Genomic DNA, 24,155 nt, shown 5'->3' with positions numbered 1-24,155 from the left:
TGAAAATGAGTGGACTTCTGTCTTTCGAGTAAATATTTTCGTTTTTCCAATGCTTCAATTTTTAGTTTTTATCTTTTATTTTTTAGTTCTCCCGTCACGGTCTGATGTTTTGCATCACTTTGATACAAAGATCCGTGAGGATAATTTTCCCGTTCCCGTTTCGAATGATGTCGCTGTATGCTTTCTCGAATTCTTCGAAAAGAGGAATGATATTTCCTTCATGCACGTAAGGAGAGAATTTCGTGGAGAAAGTCTTCTCTCTTTCTGTCATGTATACAATTTTTTCTATCCCAAAGTTCCGGACAAAATTCTCCCGTAACATCCGGGTGCAATGGATTAGAAAACTTTTTTGTTTCTCTCTCCCAAGAGAGGCCAATTCGTTGACAAATTCGTTGACAGGAAGCATCTTGCGCTCCCAGCACAAGCGCATCATCTGTACGAATTTCTCTTGGTTATATATCGTTTCGTCAGTTTCGTTCAACATCCGGAGTGCTTTCAGCCAACTCCCGGAAGCCACGTGTGCCACCTCCTCGGCGGATTCCCGAACCAGTCGTTTTTGCAGTACCAGTTGTTCCGCGATATCTTGTTGTGTTAATGGCGGAATATTGATTCGCTGCGTGCGGGAGAGGATCGTGTTGATAATCTCTTCCGCGTGTTCCGCTATTAACAGGAAAAGCGTGTTCGGGTAAGGCTCTTCCAGTATCTTGAGTAGTTTGTTGGAACATTCCGCTTTCATTTTTTCGGGTAACCAGATGAGCATCACCTTGTATTCCGATTCAAATGATTTCAAGTTTAGTTTGCGGAGAATGTTGCCGCTTTCCTCCGTGTATATCATGGCTTGGGCGTTCTCGTCCGCTCCCATGGCACTTAACCATTTTTCAAGGTCTATATAGGGACTTTCGAGCAAGAGTTTTCGCCATTCGTTGATATACTCGTCGCTGATAGGTGTTTTTATCCTCGTGGATTTTACAACAGGATACACAAAATGCAGATCCGGGTGAATCAACTTCTGCATTTTTTTGCATTCGGGACAGACACCGCAGGCATCTTCGTGTTTGTCTCCCGTGCAAAACAGGTATTGTGTGAAAGCCAAGGCCAAAGCCAGTGAACCCGCTCCCGTTTCCCCGGCAAAAAGTTGAGCATGACTGACTCTTCCCGATTGCAGGGAAGATATCAGTCGTTGCTTTATCTCTTCATGTCCTATGACGTCTTTAAAAAACACCTTATCAATTTTAGATTTAAAGATTTATGATTTTAGATTTCTCGTCCGCAAGCCAACGCTTTTGTAATCGTAAATTAATTTGTTTTCAATTGAATGCCTAGTTCATCGAATTGTTCTTTCGCGATCTCGGAGGGAGCGTCAAGCATGACGTCACGACCGGAGTTGTTCTTCGGGAAAGCGATAACGTCGCGGATTGAATCGAGTCCGGCGAACATGGAAGCAAGACGGTCAAACCCGAAAGCGATACCGCCGTGAGGAGGAGCCCCGTATTTGAACGCACCCATGAGGAAACCGAATTGTTCTTGCGCTGTCTCGTGCGAGATTCCCAAGCAATCAAACATTTTGGATTGTAGTGCAGAGTCGTGGATACGGATAGAACCACCACCGACTTCCACGCCGTTGATTACCATATCATAGGCGTTTGCCCTAACCTTACCCGGGTCGGTTGTCATCAAGGAAATGTCTTCCGGTTTTGGGGAGGTGAACGGGTGATGCATCGCGTAGAAACGCTGGGTTTCTTCGTCCCATTCCAATAACGGGAAGTCTACCACCCACAGAGGTTTGAATACATCCTTATCTCTTAAACCGAGGCGGGAACCCATTTCCAAGCGTAAATCGCAAAGTTGAGCCAACGTCTTGAATTTCGGTCCGACGAGAATCAACAGTAAGTCGCCCGGTTCTGCTTTGCAAGCATCCGCCCAAGTCTTCAGATCTTCCGGGGTATAGAATTTGTCGATGGATGATTTGAATGTGCCGTCTTCGTTGTAACGCACGTAAACCAATCCTTTTGCACCTGTTTGCGGGCGTTTCACGAATTCCGTCAATTCGTCCACTTGTTTGCGGGTGTATCCGGCACATTTCGGCGCACAGATCGCCCCGATGTATTCCGCCTCGTTGAACACGGCAAAGTCTTTTCCCTTTGCCACGTTTGTCAAATCGACGAATTTCATGTCAAAACGGATATCGGGTTTGTCACAGCCGTATTGCTCCATGGCGTCAATCCACGTCATTCTCGGTAGCGCGGGAATATCCACGTTCCGGATTTCTTTGAACAAATGCTTGATCAATCCCTCGAATGTATCCAGAATATCCTCTTGTTCCACGAACGACATCTCACAGTCAATTTGCGTGAATTCGGGTTGACGGTCTGCGCGGAGGTCTTCATCCCGGAAACATTTCACGATCTGGAAATAACGGTCGAAACCGGAAACCATCAGCAGTTGTTTTAGCGTCTGCGGACTTTGCGGCAAAGCGTAAAATTGACCTTGGTTCATACGGGAAGGTACCACGAAATCACGTGCGCCTTCCGGTGTGCTTTTTACAAGCACGGGAGTTTCTACCTCGATAAAATTCTGGTTGCTCAGGTAATTTCTTACCAGTTGCGCCATCCGGTGGCGTAATTCGATGTTCTTGCGTACAATAGGACGGCGTAAGTCCAAGTAACGATATTTCATACGGAGTTCATCACCGCCGTCTGTTTGGTCTTCTATCGTGAAAGGAGGAGTTTCCGACTCGCTCAGCACGGTAAGCTCGTTCACGGATATCTCGATATCTCCCGTCGGGATTTTATTGTTTTTGCTGGCTCGCTCGATCACGGTTCCTCTTACCTGAATCACGTATTCCCGTCCGAGTTTAGCCACGTTGTTTTTAATTTCTTCGGGTGCGGACTCTTCAACCACCAATTGGGTAATGCCGTAACGATCACGTAGATCCACGAAAGTCATGGCTCCCAGTTTTCTTACCTTTTGTACCCATCCGCTAAGACAAACGCTCTCTCCCGCGTTTTCTATCCTTAATTGCCCACAAGTATGTGTTCTATACATAATTATCAAATTTAGATTCTGGCATAAATATCCTGCGAAAATAGTAAGAATTTGTCAGTTTAAAGACATAAACTGCCGAAAATTGAACGCGGGTATATTTTTGTTGAATAATTTTGGTTTGAATACTCGTGTAAGAGTAGACAATTCCTTATCTTTGGGTGCTGAAATGATGTGATTAAATAATTAACAGTGAATTACATTGATGTGATAATATTGCTCCCGTTAGTATACGGGGCTTATAAAGGGTTTAGTCGAGGATTGATAGTTGAGATGTCAACGTTGTTCGCGTTGGTCTTGGGGGTTTTTATCTCTTTGAGATACGCCGTGAACATGGAGGATTTTTTAAAAGACTTTATAGCGATGCCGGAGTCGTATGCCTATTATATCGCTTTTGCGGTTACCTTCTTGCTGGTTATTATCGTGATTCATTTGTTGGGGAAATTGCTCACGAAGTTGATTGATATGGTTTCGCTCGGGTTGTTTAATAAACTGTTCGGGATCGTGATGGGCGTGTTGAAATCGGCAATCGTGGTATGCGTGATTCTTTTTATCGTGAATGCGATGGACAATCGTTATGAATTTATCTCGGTAAAAACAAAAAGTGATAGTCTATTGTATCAACCTTTTGTTAACTTCGCGAATGGCGTTTACGAGAGCGCTTTTAAATAATTTGGAACGAATACGAACATATAAATTTAAGAATCGATGAATTTTGTAGAAGAACTAAGATGGAGAGGGATGGTTCATAGTATCATCCCGGGTACTGAAGAGCAACTTGCAAAAGAGTTAACGACTGCTTACGTGGGGATCGATCCGACGGCTGATTCATTACATATCGGGCATCTGGTTTCGGTGATGATGATGAAGCATTTGCAAATGGCAGGTCACAAACCCATCTTTGTTATCGGGGGAGCCACTGGAATGATCGGTGATCCTAGCGGCAAATCCTTGGAACGTAATCTGCTTGATGAAGAAACGATCCAAAAGAATATGGCGGGGATCAAAGCTCAATTATCCAAGTTTATTGATTTCAACTCGGATGCATCCAACGCCGCGATTATGGTGAATAATTACGATTGGATGAAGAATTTCTCTTTCCTTGATTTTATCCGGGAGGTGGGAAAACATATTACCGTAAACTATATGATGTCAAAAGAGTCCGTGAAAAAACGGTTGAGTGCTGATTCTACACAAGGATTGTCTTTTACTGAATTTACCTATCAATTGGTGCAGGGATATGATTTCCTTTATTTACGTCGGAATTATAATTGTTTGTTACAAGTAGGAGGTTCCGATCAGTGGGGAAATATCACAACCGGGGGTGAGTTGATCCGCCGCAAGGACGGGGGTGAGGCTTACGGATTCACGTGGCCGTTGATGACCAAAAGTGACGGAAAGAAGTTTGGTAAGACGGAATCGGGTAACATCTGGTTAGATCCGAAACGGACTTCTCCTTACAAGTTCTACCAGTTCTGGTTGAACAGTACGGATGAGGATGCCGCTAAATATATTAAAATATTCACGATATTGCCTCCGGCTGAAATTGATGCGCTGATTGCCGAACATCAAGAGGCTCCGCATTTGAGAAAATTGCAGAAGGTATTGGCGAAAGAGGTGACTTGTTTGATTCACGATGAAGAAGCCTACGAGTCTGCATTGGAAGCATCACAAATCCTTTTCGGCAATGCTACTTCAGATGCTTTGAAGAGATTGGATGAAGATACTTTATTGTCCGTGTTCGAGGGGGTGCCTCAATTTGATGTCGAGAGAGCCGATCTGGAGGCTGGTATCCATATTGTGGACTTGATGGCGGAAAAGACTTCCATGATGCCTTCCAAGGGAGAGGCTAGGCGCGCTCTAAAAGGAAATGCTATTAGTATTAATAAAGAGAAAGTGCAGGATCAGGAATTGATTGTTACTCCCGAGTACTTGATAGATGATAAGTTCATCCTCTTGCAGAGCGGGAAAAAGAATTATTTCTTGATTACGGTGAAATAGAAAGGTTTATAAACTTTATAAACGAAGAGAGGCTGCGATGCAGCCTCTCTTTTATTGTAGTTTAAAATTAATGGGTACCGTGTAGGAAACTCTTACGGCTTTGCCTCTTTGTTTCCCCGGGATCCATTTCGGCATGGTTTGAATAACCCGCACAGCTTCTTTATCGAGTGATGGGTCGACAGCCCTGATGACTCTTACATCCGTGATGCTGCCGTCCTTTTCGATAACGAATTGCACGACTACTCTACCTTGAATATTGTTCTCTTGAGCTATAATCGGATATTTGACATGTTTCGACAGCCAAGCCTGTACATCTCCGCCGGGGAATCTGGGCATATCCTCCACGACCACAAATATATCCGATTCTCCCGTGTACTCACCATCTCCATAGCTATCATAGTCTCCCATGCTACTTCCGGAATAATTGTTACCGTATGAGTTTTGATTCCCGACATTAGATTCGGCATCTTCGATTTCCAGCATGTCATCTATATCCAATTCTTCGTCAACAATCTGCATAAGGTCAGTCAGCCTTGGAGCGGGAGGAGGGGGAGGGGGTGGTCTCATCAGTGATTGTTGGGTGATGGGAATAATCTCCTCTTCCAGCGGCTCTTCCGCGACCGTTATGAAGCCTTCTTCAACCTTCACGTTAGTTCTCCATTCGAAAGCAAAGAGTAGAGAGGCTAATGCTAGGATTAGACCTATCTCGAAGAAGATACCCTTTTTGTTTTCGAGACTCGCTTTAGATGATTTCTTTACTTCCATAACTTAATTGTCTTAGTTAAGCTTTTACCTCTAATATACAAAAAGTTAGCCGAAAAACCAAATATGTTGATTTACTTTTTCGTAAAAGAAGTGAATTAGTCAAAAAAGTCTGGAATTGTTATGGTTGGCAAAGCTGTAAAGTCCATAAGATAGCCGCTTTGTGCTGATCTTATGGACTTTATAAATTATAAGGGTTTTACGGTTAAAACAGTTGCCCGAACTATTCTTCTTCGTATTCTTGATACAGGAAATCGTTGAAAGGGAAACGTGCGGAATGGATATCTTTCACGATATCGTATAGTTTTTCCTTTAGTTCATCAATGTTCTCTTTCCCCTTTGCCGAGATATAGACTGTTTCCCCACCCTGCTTGGACATCCACATTTGTTTCAGGTCATCCAGACTGTAATTTTTGCGCTCAATGGGTGTCAGGTCGTCTTCGTCCTTTTTCGTGTAGGTAAAGGCGTCTATTTTATTGAACACGGTGATCGTTGGTTTCGGGGTATCTATGAGTTCGCTCAAAGTTTCATTCACAATCCTTACCTGATCTTCGAATTGAGGGTGTGATATGTCTACTACATGGAGAATCACATCGGCTTCTCTCACTTCGTCCAGAGTCGATTTAAAGGACTCTACCAGATGATGAGGAAGTTTACGAATAAATCCTACCGTGTCGGCTAAAAGAAACGGTACGTTCTTTATAGCGATTTTCCGGACGGTTGTATCGAGCGTGGCGAAGAGTTTGTTCTCCGCGAACACTTCCGATTTGCTTAAAAGATTCATCAAGGTGGATTTGCCGACATTGGTATATCCCACGAGAGCCACACGTACCAGTTTACCCCGGTTCTTGCGCTGCGTGACCATTTGTTTGTCGATCTTTTCCAGTTGTTCTTTCAAGCGGGTAATTTTGTCCCGGATGATGCGTCGGTCGGTCTCTATTTCCGTTTCCCCGGGACCGCGTAGACCGATACCTCCTTTTTGTCTTTCCAAGTGAGTCCACATACCTGTCAGTCGCGGGAGTAAATACTGGTACTGGGCAAGTTCCACTTGGGCTCTTGCTTCTGCGGTACGGGCTCTTTTAGCGAAAATGTCAAGGATCAGGTTCGTGCGGTCGAGGACTTTCCTGCCTTTTAATTCCCGTTCGATATTCCGGAGTTGTGTCGGGCTGAGTTCATCGTCGAAAATAATCAAGTCAATGTCGTTTTCTTCAACATAGTTTTTGATTTCTTCCAGCTTACCCTTCCCTACGAAAGTTGCCGTTACCGGTTTATCCAAATTTTGTGTGAATATTTTCACGGTTTCCGCTCCTGCTGTCTCTGCCAGAAAAGCGAGTTCGTCCAAGTATTCGCACATGGTATCGTAGCTGATATTTTCTGATTGTAGTGCTACGCCTACAAGAATTGCTTTTTCTGCTTCTTTTTTCGTGTAAAAATAATCGCTCATATATAAGGAAAAGAAAGGGCTGACGATGAACGACAGCCCCTTTATTAGTTTAAAGTGTCTTTCTTACTGTAATCTGAAGTTGATAGGTACAGTGTAAGATACTCGTACGGGTTTACCTCTCTGTTTTCCGGGTTTCCATTTCGGCATGGATTTTACCACGCGAACGGCTTCTTTATCCAGAGAAGGGTCAACACCTCTCAATACTTTCACGTCAGTGATGCTACCGTCTCTCTCGATCACGAATTGTACGGTAACTCTACCTTGGATATTGTTTTCTTGTGCAATAACCGGGTATTTCACGTTTTTACCTAACCATTTATTAATATCTCCCGGGAACGTGGGCATATCCTCTACTACTTGGAAAATATCTTCCTCACCGTAATCCCCTTCATCATAACCGGTTCCGTCATAGTCATAGCTATAATCAGTGCGGTTTTCCACGTTAGCTTCCACGTCTTCGATTTCCAGTTCTTCATCGATATCCAATTCTTGGTCAACGATCTCGATCAAGTCTGTTAACTTGGGAGCTGGAGGAGGAGGTGGAGGCGGTTTCATCATCTGTTGGGTAATTGGAATGATTTCCTCTTCCACGGGCTCTTCGGCTACGGTAACGAAACCTTCTTCTACTTTCGTGTTGGCTTTCCAGTTGAAAGCGCAAAGTAGAATACCTAGAGCCACTACCAGACCGATCTCGAAGAAAATACCTTTCTTTCCTTCTAGGTCTGCCTTAGGTGTTTTTTTGATTTCCATGTTATTAGTTTAATATTATAAGCTCTATATTTCTTCAATTTGCGTCGGTAAAAATAATCAAATTCGGTATAAACCACAATAGTTCTCTTCTTTTTTTTGAAGAAAATGTTAAATATAGGATTGATTTTCCTTTAAATATTCTTAAATAAAAGAGACTGTCAATACTGATAGTCTCTTTTCCAGAAGGTATTGGATTTTATTGTAATCTGAAATTGATCGGTACCGTGTAAGATACTCTTACGGCTTTACCTCTTTGTTTGCCGGGTTTCCATTTGGGCATGGATTTTATCACGCGAACGGCTTCTTTGTCCAATGAAGGATCGACAGACCTCAATACTTTCACGTCGGTGATGCTTCCGTCTCTCTCGATCACGAATTGTACGCTTACTTTACCTTGAATATTGTTTTCTTGAGCGATAACCGGATATTTCACGTTTCGGCTTAACCATTTGTTAATGTCTCCCGGGAATGTGGGCATATCCTCCACTATTACGAAGATGTCAGGTTCGTACCCGTCGTCATCGTATCCGTTTCCGTTTTCGGTATAAGAATAATTTGTCTGATTCTCCACGTCTGCTTCGGCATCTTCGATTTCTAATTCGTCGTCAATGTCCAGTTCTTGGTCAACGATCTCGATCAGATCGGTTAATTTAGGGGCTGGTGGAGGGGGTGGGGGAGGTTTTAAGTACGAATGAGTGATCGGGATGATTTCTTCATCCATAGGTGTATCTATCACGGTATTGAAACCTTCTTCTACTTCGGTGGTCGCCTTCCAGTTGAAAGCGCAAAGTAGAATACCTAGAGCAACGACCAAACCGATCTCGAAAAAGATACCTTTCTTCCCCTCGAGGTTTGCCTTGGGTGTTTTTTTGATTTCCATATTCTTGCTGTTTAGATTCTGTAACTCTCGCGTAATGTATCTGTAAAGATAATAAAATTTAGTGGCAAATGCAAACTTTTTCGCTCTTTTTTATTGAAAATGTTAGATTTAGCTTCATGAATAAAGAGAAGTAAAAAAGGACAACCACTTGGATTGTCCTTTTTCGGGATGTTCGTATTGTATGTAAATCACTGTATGTTTCTAGTAACTGATGCGGAATGTGATAGGGATAGTAAATTTCACCCTTACGGTCTTATCTCTTTGCATTCCCGGTTTCCATTTCGGCATGGAGTTTACCACTCGAAGTGCTTCGCGATCCAAGTCCGGATGAACGGATCTTAACACTTTTGCCGCAGTAATGCTACCGTCTTTTTCAACAATAAATTCAATAAATATTTTTCCTTGAACTCCGCTTTCTCTTGCTCTTTCCGGGTAATTTAAGTTTTTCCTAAGCCATTTGTTTAAATCTCCGTTAAATTTGGGCATGAGCTCCGGGTTAAGAAATGGTATAGTTTCATCAAATTCTTCATCTCCCGTACCGGTCGAATATTGATCTTCTATACCTTCGATGCCGTTTATCGAGCCGTTTTGACTTTCGGTAACGTCAATGATGTCCGGATCATCCAATTCCAATTCCTCGTTCACGATGTCGATATAATCGATCGGCATCATTTTGATCTTGGGTAACGGTCTGGATGCTTGTTGAGGTACTACTATCGGAAGAACGTCATCTTCAATGGTCTCTGTATCCACGAGAATGATTTCTTTTGTTTCTTCTTGGTAGAATTTTGTCTCAAAGGCAAAAAACACGACTGCAAGAGCTATAACAAGCCCTATCTCGCGGAAAATGAACCGCTTGTTTTCCAAATTGGAACGGGATGTTTTTTTTGCTTCCATGACCTTGCGTTTTTGAAATGTTATCTAAACGTTAATTTGATGTTTCAAAAGTAGAAGATAAAAATGATATAAACAAGTTTTTCGACCATAAATGTGAATATTTTCTTAAATTTTTCTTCGTTGTATTTTAAAATAACGTTAAGAGTCCCGTGTTTATTAGGTTTTCTGGAATATTTGTTCATTGGAGGGAGGTGTTATTTATATCTTTTCTAACTTTGCATCATGATAAAAGTATTATTTATCCGGGTTCCGTCAGATGAAATGTATGACGAGGTGTTCACTTCTTTGCAAGATAAAGTGTCGGAAGAGTGTTTGGTTGAAGCGGGGAGCTTTAGAAATAAGGGTGTTGCTATACGTCGGGTACTTGGCGAAGCCTTAACTGTTTTCGCGTTAAGGAAATATTTCAGAATGCCTTTCGGGAGTTATCGGTTTGCCCGGGGGGAGAAAGGAAAGCCTTTTGTTGCGGAGCGGGAGGATGTTTTTTTTAATATTTCTCATTCGGGGGTTTACGTGGTCTGTGCCGTTTCCGACGGGGAGATCGGTGTGGATATTGAAAAGCGGTCGAAGGCGAGAATGGAAGTCGCCGGGCGTTTTTTTCACGCGCAAGAAGTACGGGAATTGGAAGTTGCCTCTGGGGTTGAACAAGATAAATTGTTCTACGATTACTGGTCGGTCAAGGAGAGTTTCCTTAAATATACCGGTACGGGATTAACCCGCCCGTTGAATAGTTTTGTCGTACGGTTTTCAGATGGGAAAATTTCATTGTCAGAGGGAATGAGGGAATTGCCTTTGTATGTTTATCCTTGTTCTATAGATATGGCGTATGCTTGTCACGTGTGTAGTGTACAGGAGCAGATCCCCGGGGTGCAGGAAGTGATTTTGGATGAAATAATAAAGGAACAATTCAAATTATGATGAATTGTTCCCGGTGTTTTGAATAGAGAAGTTTGTTCCTTTTTTAATTTTGAGAAAAGCGCTTTACTATTCTGTCTATGTATCCTGTGTTGTTAGATGGAAGACCTTTGCTGATGTCTTTAAGATATTGACAAGCCTCTGTTTTTTGTCGCGAGGTTGCCAATTGTTCGAAGCCGTTTAGTTCTCTCAATACCGCCATTTGATCCTCCGGAGAAACAAGACGTTGAATCCCGTGTTGTAATACGTTTAGTAGTTCATTTACCCGATTTTCGATTTTGTTGTCTATAATATGGCGAAATAGCATACTATATCTTAATGTCACGGCTCCATTATAAGAATCTTTTTCCAGTTGTTTTAAGTCTGCCATACGTTTTTCGTAGTCGATACCCATCATCTTGAATACGCGGAATTCATTCTGGTAGGCGGACATGATTTTTTCTTCCACTTCCTTTTGCCCTATCTTTTTAGCAAAACTCTTTCGATTGTTTAACAAGTAGCGGAATAGAGGAGTGTCAATGTCGGTTATTTCGTTTTTTATTAAGTTCCAGTTTTTAGGCTCACATAATTTCTTTACTCCCATTTTCGGCATGGTTTCACTCGTTACTTTTTGGAGCCGGGCTCTATCATGTGTTTGCAGAAAAGCGATATATTTTTCTAAGAATGCTTGATCTCTTGTGTCGTCGAGGTATTTTTTATTTAATTCGGCCAATTCGATAGCATCTTTTAATTTCTGCACGAAGTCTTCTTTCGGGTTGGATACAGCTCCCCCGTCCAGACGGCAATAGATGCTACCGTCCGCATTTAGTATCAGGTACGTGGGATAGACTTGCACGTTGTATTTTTTACCGATTTCAATTCCGTCGCCTTCTTCCATGTCTTTCATGATACACACGTAGTTCGTGTTAAAATATTCTCCGACTTCTTTTAACGGGAATATGGCTTTTACCATGTATTTACAGGGGCCACAGGTTTTCGTGTAACAGTCTATAAATAGTTTTTTGCCCGTGTCTTTGGATTTTATCAAGGCTTCCGAAAAAGAAAGGTTTTCCCATCGGGTACCTATTTGCGGTTTGTTCAAGGTATTGGTTATCATTTCTTTTAATTCAATACCGGGGGAGGGGGCGTAGGCATCTACGATTTTCCCGTTTCTGTCTATAACAAGGTAACGCGGAACGCTGGGAATACAATAAGCAGATTCAAAAGCAGATTCTTCATCTTGATCGGGAATCAGGTTTAACATTCCGGTCATGTTGTTGTCCTCTGTAGCCTTTAGCCATTTGGTGCGAGCGCTTTTACGATCAATGGATACGGTCAGGAATACCACGTTGTCATTATTTTTGAACTCATCCCGTAGTTGCATGAATGCGGGCATTTTTTCGATGCACACGCAACACCATGTAGCCCACACGTCGACAACAATAACTTTGCCAGAGAAATCTTTAAAATTGTATTCTTTGCCTGTGGCGTCTTTTAATACAGGAGTCGGTGCGGGTTGTCCTGTCCGTATTTTCTCGTAGCGATAGTACAGGTTTAATACTTCATTTTTTTGAGGAGAGTCCGGAATATAATTTTGAATGACAGGTTTGAGTTTGTACATATTGTCTGTGCATCCATAGTTGCGGAATAGGGCTTTAAACTTTTCCAGATAGATTGATTTCAAGTGTTCATTTGAACTTTTGAAGATCATTTCCAATTTATTGTAATCGGAACGATTTAACGAACGACTTTTAAATTCTGTTGTGAAGGTGAGTCCATCTCTGGCATTATCGAAAGGGATTCCGCTCTTTAATTCTTTGATCATGAAATAGTAATCGACAAATGGAAGCGTGTTTTCTTTTTCCATGAATTGTATTACTACCGGGTGCTCCAGTTCGGGCAGGGAGATTGGTTGTAATAGTATGTTCATTCCATCGACATTCCCTTTTTGGTACATGATGTACTCTCCGCTTTTAAGTATCATGTAGCAAGTGTTGCGTATTGATGCTTCCGGGCTTAATCCCTGTTGGTTCTGTTTGTATTGATTGACAATTTCTACAGAGGAAGAAAAAGTTTTGTTCCATGCGTGTTTTAAAGAATCTGCTTTTTGCGCGCAAAGTAATAAAGGGAATAGTATTGCTATAACTAGAAATCTTAATTTGTTTTTCATAGGTCGAAAGCGTAATGAGGTGTAAACTTTTGTAGGGAAAAGAGATTGAATCGGTAAAGTGAAAGATATCCCTCGACAACAGGTAATATCAGCAGGATATCTTTCACTTTGGGATAATCCGGACTTTGGGACAATTCTTTTATAAATTATTCTTGAGGTCCTTTTGCAATTTGTTGAATGTCGATACCATAATTATTCTTCAGATGGTTAATCACTATATCGTATCTTTTTTTGATTAACGGATATTTTGCTGTAGGATAATATGCTTCAAACTCATCCGGGGTATACCACATTGCTGCACGTATGTAATAAACAAAATCCGCGTACGGGTATATATCCGGATTTTCATAGCCTATCCCTGTGTATTCTCCGATAAAGAAGGGTGTTCTTGGGGATAGATCCTGTTCTTTGAATATATCCAAAAATCCTCTGGTTAAATAATAGTTCGGATCTTTAGGTTTATTGGTGTTGAAATTTGTTTTGTAATCCATTCCGTCTTTAAATTCAGCGGGTTCCGTGATGCTTCCTTTGCGAATGGCATTTTCGATGAAGGTACGGAAAAATATATTTCTTTTTACCTTCTTGGAATAAGGATCCATATTGCTCATTTCGTCATTGGTAAAACTGATTGCCCAATAATCAAATCCGTCTATTTTTAAAGGAACAAAGTTTGGATCCGTAGTACCGCCCGTTCCACCGGTACCCGTTCCACCGGTACCCGTTCCACCGGTGCCTGTTCCACCGGTGCCTGTTCCACCGGTGCCTGTTCCACCAGTGCCTGTTCCACCGGTGCCTGTTCCGCCGGTGCCTGTTCCGCCGGTGCCTGTTCCGCCGGTACCTGTTCCACCGGTACCTGTTCCACCGGTACCTGTCCCGCCAGTGCCTGTTCCACCGGTGCCCGTTCCACCGGTACCATCGTCAGACGTTACTTTCTTGAAATTGTGTAACATGTAAATTTTCACGGGCAGAGCTTTCTGGGCTATTCCCGGGCTAATAAAAGCAAAAAAGTGATTCTTTAGAAAATCCACGTATACGGGAACTTGTTCGTTCGTCAAGGAATCTCCCGTGAATTGGTCACCTGTTCCTAAAGATTGCCATTGACGGTTTAAATCAACAAATGTAACTTCCTTGTAGATTAGATACACGTTGTATTTATCGTGAATATCTTTGATATCCATGTCCCAAGCGTTATTGCCTTGCGGAAAGGTAAACTTGGTAACGGAATAGTTGCCGGAGGGAGTCAAGTCATCCTCGCTATAGCAAGCCATGAGGGTAATGATAATCCCCATGAGGGTTAATATAAATGTTCTTTGTTTCATAGTACGCGTATTATCGGATTACTATTTAATTTGTTCTGGGAGCGGGAGCAAGGGGATTTTGCACCAGACTCTTGTTTTGTTCCAAGGCTGCTTTGGGGAGTGGGAGCGTGTAACCACGGTCTTTTTCCTCTAATGTATAGGATATTGAACTATTCGGATCGCCAATCCAAGTATGTTGTATGGATTTCATTCCCCAGCGACGCAAGTCGAACCAACGATGATCCTCGAAACACAGTTCTCTCCTTCTTTCTCTTTGAATGAAAGATATCAATTTATCCGAATCGGAAATGTGTTCGTCCGTGTAGTCTTCGAAACGATATTTCCGAAGGGTGTTCAATGCTTGCAAAGATTGTGTCAAGGCATTATTATCACCTTTTTCTTTGTATAGCATGGCAGTGGCTTCACTTAGATTCAAGTAGGCTTCCGATAGCCGGAAACTTCTGGCGAAAATATTTGAACCCGGTCGATAATAGGAACTTACGCTGATTTTCCCGAAAGCTTGGGGAATATAATAGGCTTCTCCATTTACGTAAGTGGGGTTATACTCCCTAATGATGTAACGTTCTGCCCGGAGATCTCCTGTCGTTTCTTTGAAAGACTCCAACAATTCATCCGAGGCTCTGAAGTAACTGTGGCTGGTCGGGTCATTTGCATCCTCTCCGCTGTAATGACGAACGAAATACGTGACATCTTCAGTATTCCCGTAAAGCCAGATGACTTCTGGAGAGGAAAATGAATGAAAGTTCGTGTAAACTCGCTCACCTTCGTCGTTCTCTGTGATGATATTATTCAAATCAAACAGGCTGAAGTTCGGGTTGGCGATGACCAATTGTGCGTAATCTGCCGACTTCTGCCATTCTTCCATGTACAGGTAGACTCTTGATAACAGTAATTGTACCATGGGTAAGCTGGTCTTATAGTCATTTTTCCACTGTTCGCTTTCCGGTATTAATTTATAGAGGCGTTCGGCTTCCAGAAGGTCTTTCAACACTTGTTCGTAGACTTCTTGCACGGTATTTCTGGTAAAGGTGCGATCTTCAATTCCGCTTGTTAGTTTCAAGGGGACTCCCAGACCGTCTTTGTTTTCGTTATAGGGAACCCCGAAAATATTTACCAGTGTAAAATAATAATAACCGCGTAGAGCATGCGACTGGGCGGTAACGAGATTTCTCATATCCGATTCATCACTTAAATCGTCGATATAATCTAATACGGCATTCGCTCCCAATATTTTGGTATAATAAGTCTGGTATATATTTGTTGCGTCGGGAGAAAGTCCTTCGTCTTCAAATATGGTGAACATATCAGGTTGCCAAGTGTAAGCCGCTTGCCAAACTTTTCGGTTTTGTCCGCTTGTCGTCGGTTGATAGGGTGCGCACGTCACGTCGTCGTCAAGAATATTCAGGAAAACGTTGAATCCTTTTGTATCCCAACGCGGGTAAGCTGTACCCAACAGTAGTTCATTCATCGAGCTGACGTCTTTAGGTACAAACTCGCTTTTGGATTTTGGTTCGAGGAAATCGCTGCAAGATGAGAACATCAGGATGGCGATAAAATATATAATTCTTTGTTTCATCGTTTATAGATTTAAAATCCGACACTAAGACCGAAAGAAAAAATCTTCGGTTGTATACTTCTATCCAGTTCGGGGTCGAAGCCGTTGAACTTTTTGCTGGCAATAACAAAGAGGTTATTCACGCTGGCATTGACAGAGAGAGAGGTCGCCCCGAATTTTGCACACCATGCCCGGTTCAAGTTCCAGTTCAAGGAGAGTTGTGTACAGCGCAAGAAAGAGGAACTTACGACTAGTGCGTCCGAACTTGCCCACATTTCATACATGGATGCTTTTTCTCCGTCCGGAAGTAGTATGTTCAGTTCATTCACGTCTTCGCTCGTGAAGAGAGCCGGGATATTCGTGTGTTTTTCGTCCCCCGATTTCTTCCAGCGTTTGTTCAGGTCTTTGGGTAAATTGTCATACGGATCGGGAATCTTTGAACCCTGATTTGTAAAACTGCTGTACGGGCTGGTCAAGCGTTGTTTGCCACCGAGCAACAATACAAAATCAGCACCAAGAGTGAAATCTTTGTAACGGATTCGTGTATTCAATCCCCCCGTAAAATAGGGCTGGCGTTGACCGGAGTACACGAGAAATGTGGTCGGGTCTATCGTGTTATCCCCCTCTTCGAATTCTCCTATGTCAAATGTAGGATACCCGGTTTCGGGTGATAATCCCGTGAATTTATAAGACCAGAACGCGGTTAGCGGATAACCCTTTTTTAATAACCGGTTTCCATTTCCGCCACTTAAGAAATCATTCTTGCTAATTTGATCCACCTTAATCGTGACGTCATCGGTCTTCGATTTGTTCCAGTTTTTAGAAGCGTTGATACCCACTGTCCACGCGAAATCTTTACGACTGAAAGGGGTTAGATTTATGGAATACTCTATCCCGTGATTATCGATGCGTCCCCCGTTCAATTGCATACTTTTTTGTCCGTATTCGTTGGGAATATCCTGGCTGATGATGGCATTCGACCGTCGACCGTAATATTCCAGATTCATCGTGATGCCTTTGAATAATTGGAGATCGATACCTAAATTCCATGTTTTCGTGTTTTCCCATTTTAACAGGGGATTAGGCAAACTGCTTATGCCGAGTATGTATTCGTTGTAAATATTCAACACTCCGTCTTGTTTGACGATCAAGTCCGGGCTGACGGATGTTACCACGTTGCCTTGTATTCCGTAGGTAGCCCGTATGTTCATCTGGTTCAGCCACGAGGTTTTATCTTTGATAAATTCTTCTTCCCCGATTCTCCATGATATACCGAAAGAATACATCGGGTCGAATTGTTTATTCACATCTTGTCCGAAGCGATTGGATGCATCTGCCCGAATGTTTGCATTCAGCACGTAGCGCTCCATGAGTGAATAGGCCAAAGTCGCAAAATAGGACATGGCATTGCTTGTCATGTTGTTGGTCTGCCAGCCTCCCTCGTACAAGTAGTCTAATATTTTTGAATCCGTGGGTTTGGACATACCGATAGGAGTCCAATACGAGTATGAATTAGGACGTATGATTTTTTCCCCGCGTTCCGGAACATATCCCCACACGGTGTTCGTTTCACTTTTGTTTTCATCCGAGCGTATTTCCAACCCCGCCATGGCATTTACACGGTGTATCTCGTTGAACGTTTTGGAAAATAACAATTTGTGTTGCATGTTATAGGAGATCGTGCGGTTGTGATTCGAGAGGAATTCACCCCCGAATGGAAGGATAGCTGCCTTGTATTTCTCAGATCCGTTCTTCTCTGTCCCGTACTCGTACCCCCTGTATTTGGCCGTGATATAATTCGTTTTCTCTCCCGCGAATGATTCGCCATTAGCATGGTTATCTGCGATGCTACCCACGAATTGGTATTTTAGCCAAGGTGTGATGTCCCAATTCGCGTTGACGGAAACGTCAAAACGGGAATTTTTATTCTTGGAATAACTATTATCGATTTCATTCATAATATTGAATCCCAATTCTTGTTGTCCGTCTACCCAAGAGTAGTTTTGATACCTCTTGTAAAATGCCTGCTTCCCGTTTTCGTACGCGGGAAGGGCACGGCTGGTAGTCGTCGCATATCCGATAGGATTGACTCCCGGCCCGTAACCTTTATTATTTCCAAATGAGCCGTTGATGTTGAAATCGACTTGTAGTGTTTTTAATAATCTTACATTCACGTTTAACCGGGCGGAGAATCTGGTCATATCATTCCCTATTTCCACGCCGTGGTCGGACGTGTACCCGAATGACGCGTTGTAAGTGACTTTTTGAGAACCTCCCGAAATACTCAGGTTGTGATTATTACTGAAAGAGTTGCGGGTTAGCAGGTCAAACCAGTCCGTGTTGACGGTTTCCAAGTAAGCCATACGTTCTTCGAAGTATTCTTCCGTGATCGACCGCTCGTTGAACATACGCATTAATCCCTCGTAGGTGTATATCTGCGGGAGAGGATCATTAGCGTATCTGGCCCCCGCATCGTAAGCTTCTTTACTGAATTGAATACGCTCTTTGGAGTTCATGTAATCAAACATGTCATAATTCGGGCGGGCACGGAAAGAGAAATTGGCGCTATACCGTATGCTAGTACGTTCGGCATTTCCTTTTTTCGTGGTGATCACGATAACCCCGTTAGATGCTTTGGAACCGTATATGGCGGTTGCGGAAGCATCTTTTAATACAGTGATGGTTTCGATATCCGCCGGGTTTAACCAAGAAATTTGATTCCCCACGAGGTCTGCCAGATCGCTTGTCAGGGCATTGCTTGAGTTAAAAGGAAGCGGGTCCGGTTGGATGATACCGTCGACAACCCATAACGGATCGGTATTTCCCAAGATCGTGGATGTTCCCCGGATCGTGATTTTCGGGTTGCGCCCCACGCGGGATGAAGTGTTAATGACCATCATGCCCGGGACTCTTCCCTGCAACATCTGGTCGATAGAAGAGTATGCCTGCATCATGATGTCGTCGGCTTTCAGCGTGTTGTATGAGCCCACCATGTCTTTGCGCGGCAAGCTATTGTACCCCATTTGGACCACGACTTCGTCGAGTTGCGTGGCGTCTGCCAGCATCGTGACTTGCAGAACCTCGTTCCCGGTGCATTTTACTTCCTTTGTCTGCATCCCGATAAAGCTGAACACGAGAATTCTTTCTTTCTTCTCTGTGAGGGTAAGCGTGAAGTTACCGTTCACGTCAGTGGCAACACCCGTGTGTGTGCCTTTGATAAGGACGGTAACTCCCGGTAACGGGTCTCCGTTTTCGTCCGCGACTTTCCCTTTGATGGTTTGTATTTTCGTGCCTTCCCGCGGAAGTTCCTTCACCACGACGACCCCCTCGACCATGGAATAGGTAAAACCGAAATGCTCTAACACGATTCCGATGGCTTTGTCTACCGGAACATTTTTTAAAATCAAGTCTTTGCAACGTTTGTTTTTGACCTTTTCAAGGTTGTAGAGAAACTTTACGCCGGTTTGTTGACGGAAAGCGTTGATGACTTCCACAAAAGATGCATCCTTGTAATTCATGTTCACTACTTTGTTTTGAGCGTCAGATGATAAAGAGCCCAATAGCAGGATAGATAAAAACAGGAAACTTGCAAGGAGGTGCATGATTCTTCCCTTTTTTTTCATAATTTTGTAATCTTTAGTTGTATAAATTAATCATTAAACAGACCGGATTTTAGTTGGCGCTGAGTCCGGTTTGTTTTTTATCACATTCCGACAATGAGAGTCCTTCCTTTTAGTGTTAGTTTAGCATCCGAACTTTTCTCGAACATCTCGATAAAGGTATCGATATTCTTGAATCGGCTTAAATCTCCGGAAAAGTGGAGATGCTTGACGTTTTCGCTCGTGTAGAATACGTGAATATCATACCATCTGGCGAGTTGATCCATGATGTCTTCCAGTTTAGCGTTTTCAAATTGAAAGATGCCGTCTTTCCAGCAAGTAAAATAGTGTGTATCGACCTCTTTTAATGCTGTAGTCCCGTCTTTATTGACCGAGAGTTGCTGGTCGGGTGAGAGAATGATATTTTTCCCGCCCGGTAGGCTACAGGATATCTTCCCTGTTACCAGAGTTGTGATTAACCGTTCTTTTTCCGGGTAACTTGATATATTAAACTGAGTTCCGAGTACGGTAATATTTCCTAATTCGGTTTTTACGATGAAAGGTTTGTCAGCCTGTTTCTGTACATCAAAATAGGCTTCCCCGATTACCGTGACTTCCCGCGTATCTCCGGTGAACTGTACCGGGTATCTTAATTCCGAGTCGGCATTCACCCATACTTTTGTCCCGTCGGACAGAGTCAGGTTGTATTCACCTCCGCGGGGAACGACTAGGGTGTTATAGTATTCTTCCTGTAAACCAGCCGTGCCGCTCACGGCGTAATTCAGTCCGGAGGAATCCACTTGTATATTGGCTCCCCGTTCCGGAATGATTTTCCTCTCGCTTTTTAACTCGATTTCCTCCCCGTCATGTTTGATCAGATAGGCTTTACGTTCTCCCGGTTTGATGGCGGTAACAAATATATCATCGTTATATGTTACGGGCTCGGGGTGTCGCGAAAGATAAAATACGGTCGTGGTTCCGATTAATAAAAGGATTGCCGCCGCCACTTTCCAAATAGCGGGTAATAAGAATCTTTTTTTAGAGTGCACGAGTTTTTGATAGGCTCGTGTATAATCGAAACGTTCCTGCTGGCGTATTTTTTCTAGGATATATTTCCCGTCGTGTATTCTATCAGCGAGGTGCTTTAATCTCTCGTCGCCATTCACGGGAGTATCCGAGAGTCCGGTAATCTTTCTGAAAAGCCATTCAGCCTTCTCGTGTAATAAATCCCACTTCATGCTTTTTGGTTTTATATTTATTCATTTTGATATATAAATCCAAAATGATGAAGCGCGGGTGACAGACACTTCGTTTTTTTTGTTATTTTTTTTCTAGAATTTCTAACCAGAATAACAGGACATAACTGTCTTTTAATTGTTCTTTCAAGTACACGTAGGCTCTCTTTTTCTGGGTTTTGACTGTATTTACGCTGATTCCTAAACGGTCGGCAATCTCTTGCACGCTATATCCGTCGGAACTCAACAATAGAATATTCTGCCGTTGTTCGGGAAGTTTAGAGATGGCTACGCGTAATTTCCGTATCATTTCTTCCTCGACGGCTTGATAGAAAAAGATTTCTTCCGTTTCTTCCTGTTCGCTATTCCACCGGGATAAACGCCGGTCATTTGTTTTTTTATCCCGCAGGTACTTGAGCGAGTTGTTGTACACGGCACGATAGAGGTACACGGAAAGAGCCTTCACTTCGGTAAACACGAGTTCGGATTTCCAGACGGAAATAAGACATTCTTGGACGATATCTTCCGCGATGCTGTCATCGGAGACAATTCCCGTGGCGTAATTGCATAAAGCGCCATAGAAAAAACGGTAAAGTTCTTTCCATGCACCCGCTTCTTTCAGGTTTACGCCTTTTAGAAATTTCTCTTGATTTGACACATCCCTATTTTTCAATCCATTTCTGCAAAGAAACAAAAATTTCTTGAAATAAAAAAGTTGCGGTCTGCACGCCAGACCGCAAGAAAGCTTAATTCCGAGTGGAAATCTTGATAAATTCCTCCATTTTACCCGATGACGGACGGGGAGCATGGGTTTCTATTATTTTGCCTTCGGGATCTATCAAAACAAATTGGTACATATTGTTTGAATTGTAATGATAGGTTTTCAGGAAATTTTTGTCCCAGCCCATGAAAAGATGAGTCCCGATTTGTAAGTCTTTATTCCGGATGGCTTCTCTCCATGAATCGGGAGTCTGGTCAATAGATAAACTGACAAGATGAACTTTTCTTTCTTCCAATAGCGGGCGTAATTTTTGCAGGAAGCCGAATTCGGTAATACTCGGTTGGAACGTAGGCCACAAGTAAAGACAGACATATTCACCTCGGAAATCTTTTAGGGAATATTTTTTGCCCGTGGTGTCCATGGCTTGGAAATCGGGTGCGTCTTTGCCCGGAGCGACATTTGTCCAGCTGTCATAAATTTTTTGGAACTGGGCGACCAAATCTTTATCAGTGACATGTTGATTATAAAAGTCGATGAGTTCTTTTGTATGCGTGATTCCTACCGCTTTCACGTGGCTGCAAACCAAGAAATTGATCAAACCTTGTTTTACTTGTTCATTTTTGAAATGCTTCTGGATGTATTCTACTTGTTGCATTACTTTCTCGTAAGGACTTCTGATTGGTCCTTGATTGCTGAGTACAAAGGCAATACCTTCTGTCACTACTGTACGGTATTCATGGATGTCGAGGAAGTCGGGATCTTCGTCCATCCACGCGAGTATCGCGTCATAGTAATCCTGCCCCGGTTTGTAATCCCGGAGTTTTGCCATACTTGGGTGGGCTCGTGCGTAATCGAGAATGGATAGTCCCATCATGTATTTGATACGGGCTTTCTCTCTCTTGATAAAGTTTTTGTTCACCTTGTTGATTTCATTGAAATGTTTGTCCAGACCTTTTTGGTTCTCGGCAACGAGATTTTTCAAGCTGTTGATAAATTCCGGGACCTCTTGGGCGAAGACTGAGTCCGACGTCCATTGAATGTTTATGTTGTCGAGGTAATCTTGAATTGGTTTGCATATACCTGTGATTATTAGGCTTTTAGCCATACTCTCTCCGTCGAATGTCAGGTTTACATTGTCCCCTTTTTCGAGATACATGAGTTTGACTTCTTTAAAGCCGTTATGAATAGTCACGTACAGGTAATCGAAATCCTCAATGGTACATTCGGCGTGCTTGTTTTTATCAAATTCAAACCCTCGCACGATACTTCTCATGTACGAGATAGAAAAACCTTGATCGGGAATCTGTTGTACATCTGCGGTGAGCGTGATGTTAGTTCCGGTTTGCGCGACGTTCTGCATGCAGGATGCAAGTACGAGTAGTAGAAGGATTAATTTACATTTCATGTTCTGGATTTTAGTTTATATTTCTAATTGTTTCAATATTGAATACAATAATAAATCCGGAACAAGAGGGGACGGGTGACAGGAGAGGGGGATTAATTTTAGATTTAATGATTTTAGATTTTAGATTGAAGGATTTAGTGATGAATGAAGCTGGGGTGAGTAACTCAATTCCTCCTCTGTTTATAGGGGAGGTGGCGGCGCAGCCGACGGAGGAGTTTGTTGAAATCCTCACTTTTCCCAAGAAAAGATACAGACATCACGTGTACTTCAACGAACTCCCTCCCGGCTTCGCCGTACTCCCTCTATAAACAGAGGGAGAGCTGGAATACCACCCCGGCTTCATTCATCACGGAATCGGCAATTTTTCAATCTAAAATTACCATCTCTCTCGTTTTTAACTGTACAGCCGGTGCTTGTACAGGTATTCCGCTATCTGCACGGCATTCGTGGCGGCACCCTTGCGGAGGTTGTCGGACACGACCCACAGGTTGAGGCTGTTCGGCTGGGAGAAATCCCGGCGGAGGCGTCCCACGAAGACCTCGTCCCGCTCGTTGGCGGTGATTGCCATGGGGTAGAGATTTTGCATGGGCTCGTCTTGCACGACGATGCCGGGGGATTGAGCCAACAGGGTGCGAACCTCGTCCAAGTCATAGTCTTTCTCGAATTCGAGGTTGATGCTCTCGGAGTGTCCGCCCACGACGGGAACCCGCACGGCTGTGGCGGTTACTTTAATCGTGTCGTCGTTCAATATTTTGCACGTTTCGTTCACGAGTTTCATCTCTTCCTTCGTGTACCCGTTCTCGGTGAATGAGTCACAGTGCGGGAGGCAGTTGCGGTCGATAGGGTGTGCGTAGGCTTTCTTTACTTCTTTGCCTTCCCGTTCGCCTTCTAGCTGGTTGATGCCTTTCAGACCGCTTCCGGTGACGGATTGGTAGGTGGATACCACCACGCGTTTGATTCCGTATTTCTTGTGCAGGGGAGCCAAGGCGACCAGCATCTGTATCGTCGAGCAATTGGGATTGGCTATGATTTTATCTTCCCGGGTCAGCGTGTCGGCGTTAATCTCCGGTATCACGAGTTTTTTCGTGGGGTCCATTCTCCACGCGGAGGAATTGTCGACCACGGTTATTTCCGCGGCGGCAAACTTGGGAGCCCATTCGAGGGAGGTGTCCCCCCCGGCGGAGAAAATAGCGATTTGGGGTTTCATGTCGATAGCGTCCTGCATTCCCATGACTTTATAGTTTTTTCCCTTGAAGGTGATTTCTTTACCCACGGAACGCTCGCTGGCGACCGGTATCAGTTCTGTTACCGGAAAATTCCTTTCTTCCAAAACCTGCAACATTTTTCTTCCTACAAGACCTGTTGCGCCTACTACTGCTACTTTCATTTCGAATGGATTTTTAATTGTTTGAAAGCCTGTTACGGCATTTCTTGTATATAAGTTAGTTGTTTTATTACCGGGTCAAAAATAGTGAATAAGCATT

Annotated in this window: 19 protein-coding genes; 4 read left to right on the top strand and 15 right to left on the bottom strand. The window is 43.2% G+C overall.

The window, feature by feature from the left end:
- Positions 1-94: 94 nt before the first annotated feature.
- Both ACK8P8_RS18470 and aspS read right to left on the bottom strand, forming a co-directional pair.
- The gene (locus tag ACK8P8_RS18470; protein ID WP_369859777.1) at positions 95-1,222 is read right to left on the bottom strand and encodes a DNA polymerase III subunit; all 1,128 of its coding nucleotides are present in this window, start codon (positions 1,220-1,222) and stop codon (positions 95-97) included.
- A 74-nt stretch (positions 1,223-1,296) separates the two neighbouring features.
- The gene (gene aspS, locus ACK8P8_RS18465) at positions 1,297-3,045 is read right to left on the bottom strand and encodes an aspartate--tRNA ligase (protein WP_303178849.1); all 1,749 of its coding nucleotides are present in this window, start codon (positions 3,043-3,045) and stop codon (positions 1,297-1,299) included.
- Between the two features lie 189 nt (positions 3,046-3,234).
- Between aspS and ACK8P8_RS18460 the strand changes: the two genes are divergently transcribed.
- Both ACK8P8_RS18460 and tyrS read left to right on the top strand, forming a co-directional pair.
- The gene (locus tag ACK8P8_RS18460; protein ID WP_099290903.1) at positions 3,235-3,714 is read left to right on the top strand and encodes a CvpA family protein; all 480 of its coding nucleotides are present in this window, start codon (positions 3,235-3,237) and stop codon (positions 3,712-3,714) included.
- Between the two features lie 36 nt (positions 3,715-3,750).
- Positions 3,751-5,043: a tyrosine--tRNA ligase gene (gene tyrS / locus ACK8P8_RS18455; RefSeq protein WP_369859778.1), complete on the top strand. Its 1,293-nt coding sequence runs from the start codon at positions 3,751-3,753 to the stop codon at positions 5,041-5,043.
- A 51-nt stretch (positions 5,044-5,094) separates the two neighbouring features.
- On the opposite strand, the gene ACK8P8_RS18450 is transcribed toward tyrS, so the two are convergent.
- From ACK8P8_RS18450 to ACK8P8_RS18430, 5 genes are all read right to left on the bottom strand, one after another.
- On the bottom strand, positions 5,095-5,808 hold the full coding sequence (locus tag ACK8P8_RS18450) for an energy transducer TonB (protein ID WP_186974554.1): 714 nt from the start codon (positions 5,806-5,808) through the stop codon (positions 5,095-5,097).
- A gap of 220 nt (positions 5,809-6,028) precedes the next feature.
- Positions 6,029-7,249 carry a GTPase HflX gene (gene hflX / locus ACK8P8_RS18445; RefSeq protein ID WP_099290900.1) on the bottom strand — a complete coding sequence of 407 codons (1,221 nt, stop codon included), beginning with the start codon at positions 7,247-7,249 and terminating at the stop codon, positions 6,029-6,031.
- A gap of 63 nt (positions 7,250-7,312) precedes the next feature.
- Positions 7,313-7,999, bottom strand: coding sequence for an energy transducer TonB (locus ACK8P8_RS18440; RefSeq protein ID WP_099290899.1), 687 nt, complete (start codon positions 7,997-7,999; stop codon positions 7,313-7,315).
- Positions 8,000-8,195: 196 nt separating this feature from the next.
- Positions 8,196-8,879: an energy transducer TonB gene (locus ACK8P8_RS18435; protein ID WP_369859779.1), complete on the bottom strand. Its 684-nt coding sequence runs from the start codon at positions 8,877-8,879 to the stop codon at positions 8,196-8,198.
- 201 nt (positions 8,880-9,080) lie between these two features.
- A complete protein-coding gene (locus tag ACK8P8_RS18430; RefSeq protein WP_369859780.1) occupies positions 9,081-9,776 on the bottom strand; it encodes an energy transducer TonB in 696 nt (231 codons plus the stop codon).
- Between the two features lie 222 nt (positions 9,777-9,998).
- Here ACK8P8_RS18430 and ACK8P8_RS18425 point away from each other — a divergent pair, with 222 nt between their 5' ends.
- Positions 9,999-10,691: a 4'-phosphopantetheinyl transferase family protein gene (locus tag ACK8P8_RS18425; RefSeq protein WP_369859781.1), complete on the top strand. Its 693-nt coding sequence runs from the start codon at positions 9,999-10,001 to the stop codon at positions 10,689-10,691.
- Between the two features lie 43 nt (positions 10,692-10,734).
- On the opposite strand, the gene ACK8P8_RS18420 is transcribed toward ACK8P8_RS18425, so the two are convergent.
- The 7 genes from ACK8P8_RS18420 to ACK8P8_RS18390 all read right to left on the bottom strand — a co-directional run bounded on the left by ACK8P8_RS18420 (position 10,735) and on the right by ACK8P8_RS18390 (position 22,671).
- Positions 10,735-12,651: a redoxin family protein gene (locus tag ACK8P8_RS18420; RefSeq protein WP_369859782.1), complete on the bottom strand. Its 1,917-nt coding sequence runs from the start codon at positions 12,649-12,651 to the stop codon at positions 10,735-10,737.
- 332 nt (positions 12,652-12,983) lie between these two features.
- Entirely contained in the window at positions 12,984-14,156 is a 1,173-nt protein-coding gene (locus ACK8P8_RS18415; RefSeq protein ID WP_410026137.1) for a zinc-binding metallopeptidase, read from the bottom strand.
- Between the two features lie 25 nt (positions 14,157-14,181).
- Positions 14,182-15,732 (bottom strand): RagB/SusD family nutrient uptake outer membrane protein, encoded by a 1,551-nt coding sequence (locus tag ACK8P8_RS18410; protein WP_369859784.1) that lies wholly within the window; start codon positions 15,730-15,732, stop codon positions 14,182-14,184.
- Positions 15,733-15,743: 11 nt separating this feature from the next.
- Positions 15,744-19,334, bottom strand: coding sequence for a SusC/RagA family TonB-linked outer membrane protein (locus ACK8P8_RS18405; RefSeq protein ID WP_369859785.1), 3,591 nt, complete (start codon positions 19,332-19,334; stop codon positions 15,744-15,746).
- An 80-nt stretch (positions 19,335-19,414) separates the two neighbouring features.
- On the bottom strand, positions 19,415-20,548 hold the full coding sequence (locus ACK8P8_RS18400) for a FecR family protein (RefSeq protein ID WP_369859786.1): 1,134 nt from the start codon (positions 20,546-20,548) through the stop codon (positions 19,415-19,417).
- 82 nt (positions 20,549-20,630) lie between these two features.
- On the bottom strand, positions 20,631-21,203 hold the full coding sequence (locus ACK8P8_RS18395) for an RNA polymerase sigma factor (protein WP_369859787.1): 573 nt from the start codon (positions 21,201-21,203) through the stop codon (positions 20,631-20,633).
- An 88-nt stretch (positions 21,204-21,291) separates the two neighbouring features.
- A complete protein-coding gene (locus ACK8P8_RS18390; protein ID WP_369859788.1) occupies positions 21,292-22,671 on the bottom strand; it encodes a TlpA family protein disulfide reductase in 1,380 nt (459 codons plus the stop codon).
- A gap of 38 nt (positions 22,672-22,709) precedes the next feature.
- Here ACK8P8_RS18390 and ACK8P8_RS18385 point away from each other — a divergent pair, with 38 nt between their 5' ends.
- Entirely contained in the window at positions 22,710-22,979 is a 270-nt protein-coding gene (locus tag ACK8P8_RS18385; protein WP_099290888.1) for a hypothetical protein, read from the top strand.
- 86 nt (positions 22,980-23,065) lie between these two features.
- On the opposite strand, the gene ACK8P8_RS18380 is transcribed toward ACK8P8_RS18385, so the two are convergent.
- The gene (locus tag ACK8P8_RS18380; protein ID WP_369859790.1) at positions 23,066-24,058 is read right to left on the bottom strand and encodes an aspartate-semialdehyde dehydrogenase; all 993 of its coding nucleotides are present in this window, start codon (positions 24,056-24,058) and stop codon (positions 23,066-23,068) included.
- Positions 24,059-24,155: the final 97 nt, after the last annotated feature.

This window comes from Butyricimonas muris, from assembly GCF_046365375.1.
Lineage (GTDB): Bacteria > Bacteroidota > Bacteroidia > Bacteroidales > Marinifilaceae > Butyricimonas > Butyricimonas muris.
This window is presented reverse-complemented; position numbering and strand designations above follow the sequence as displayed.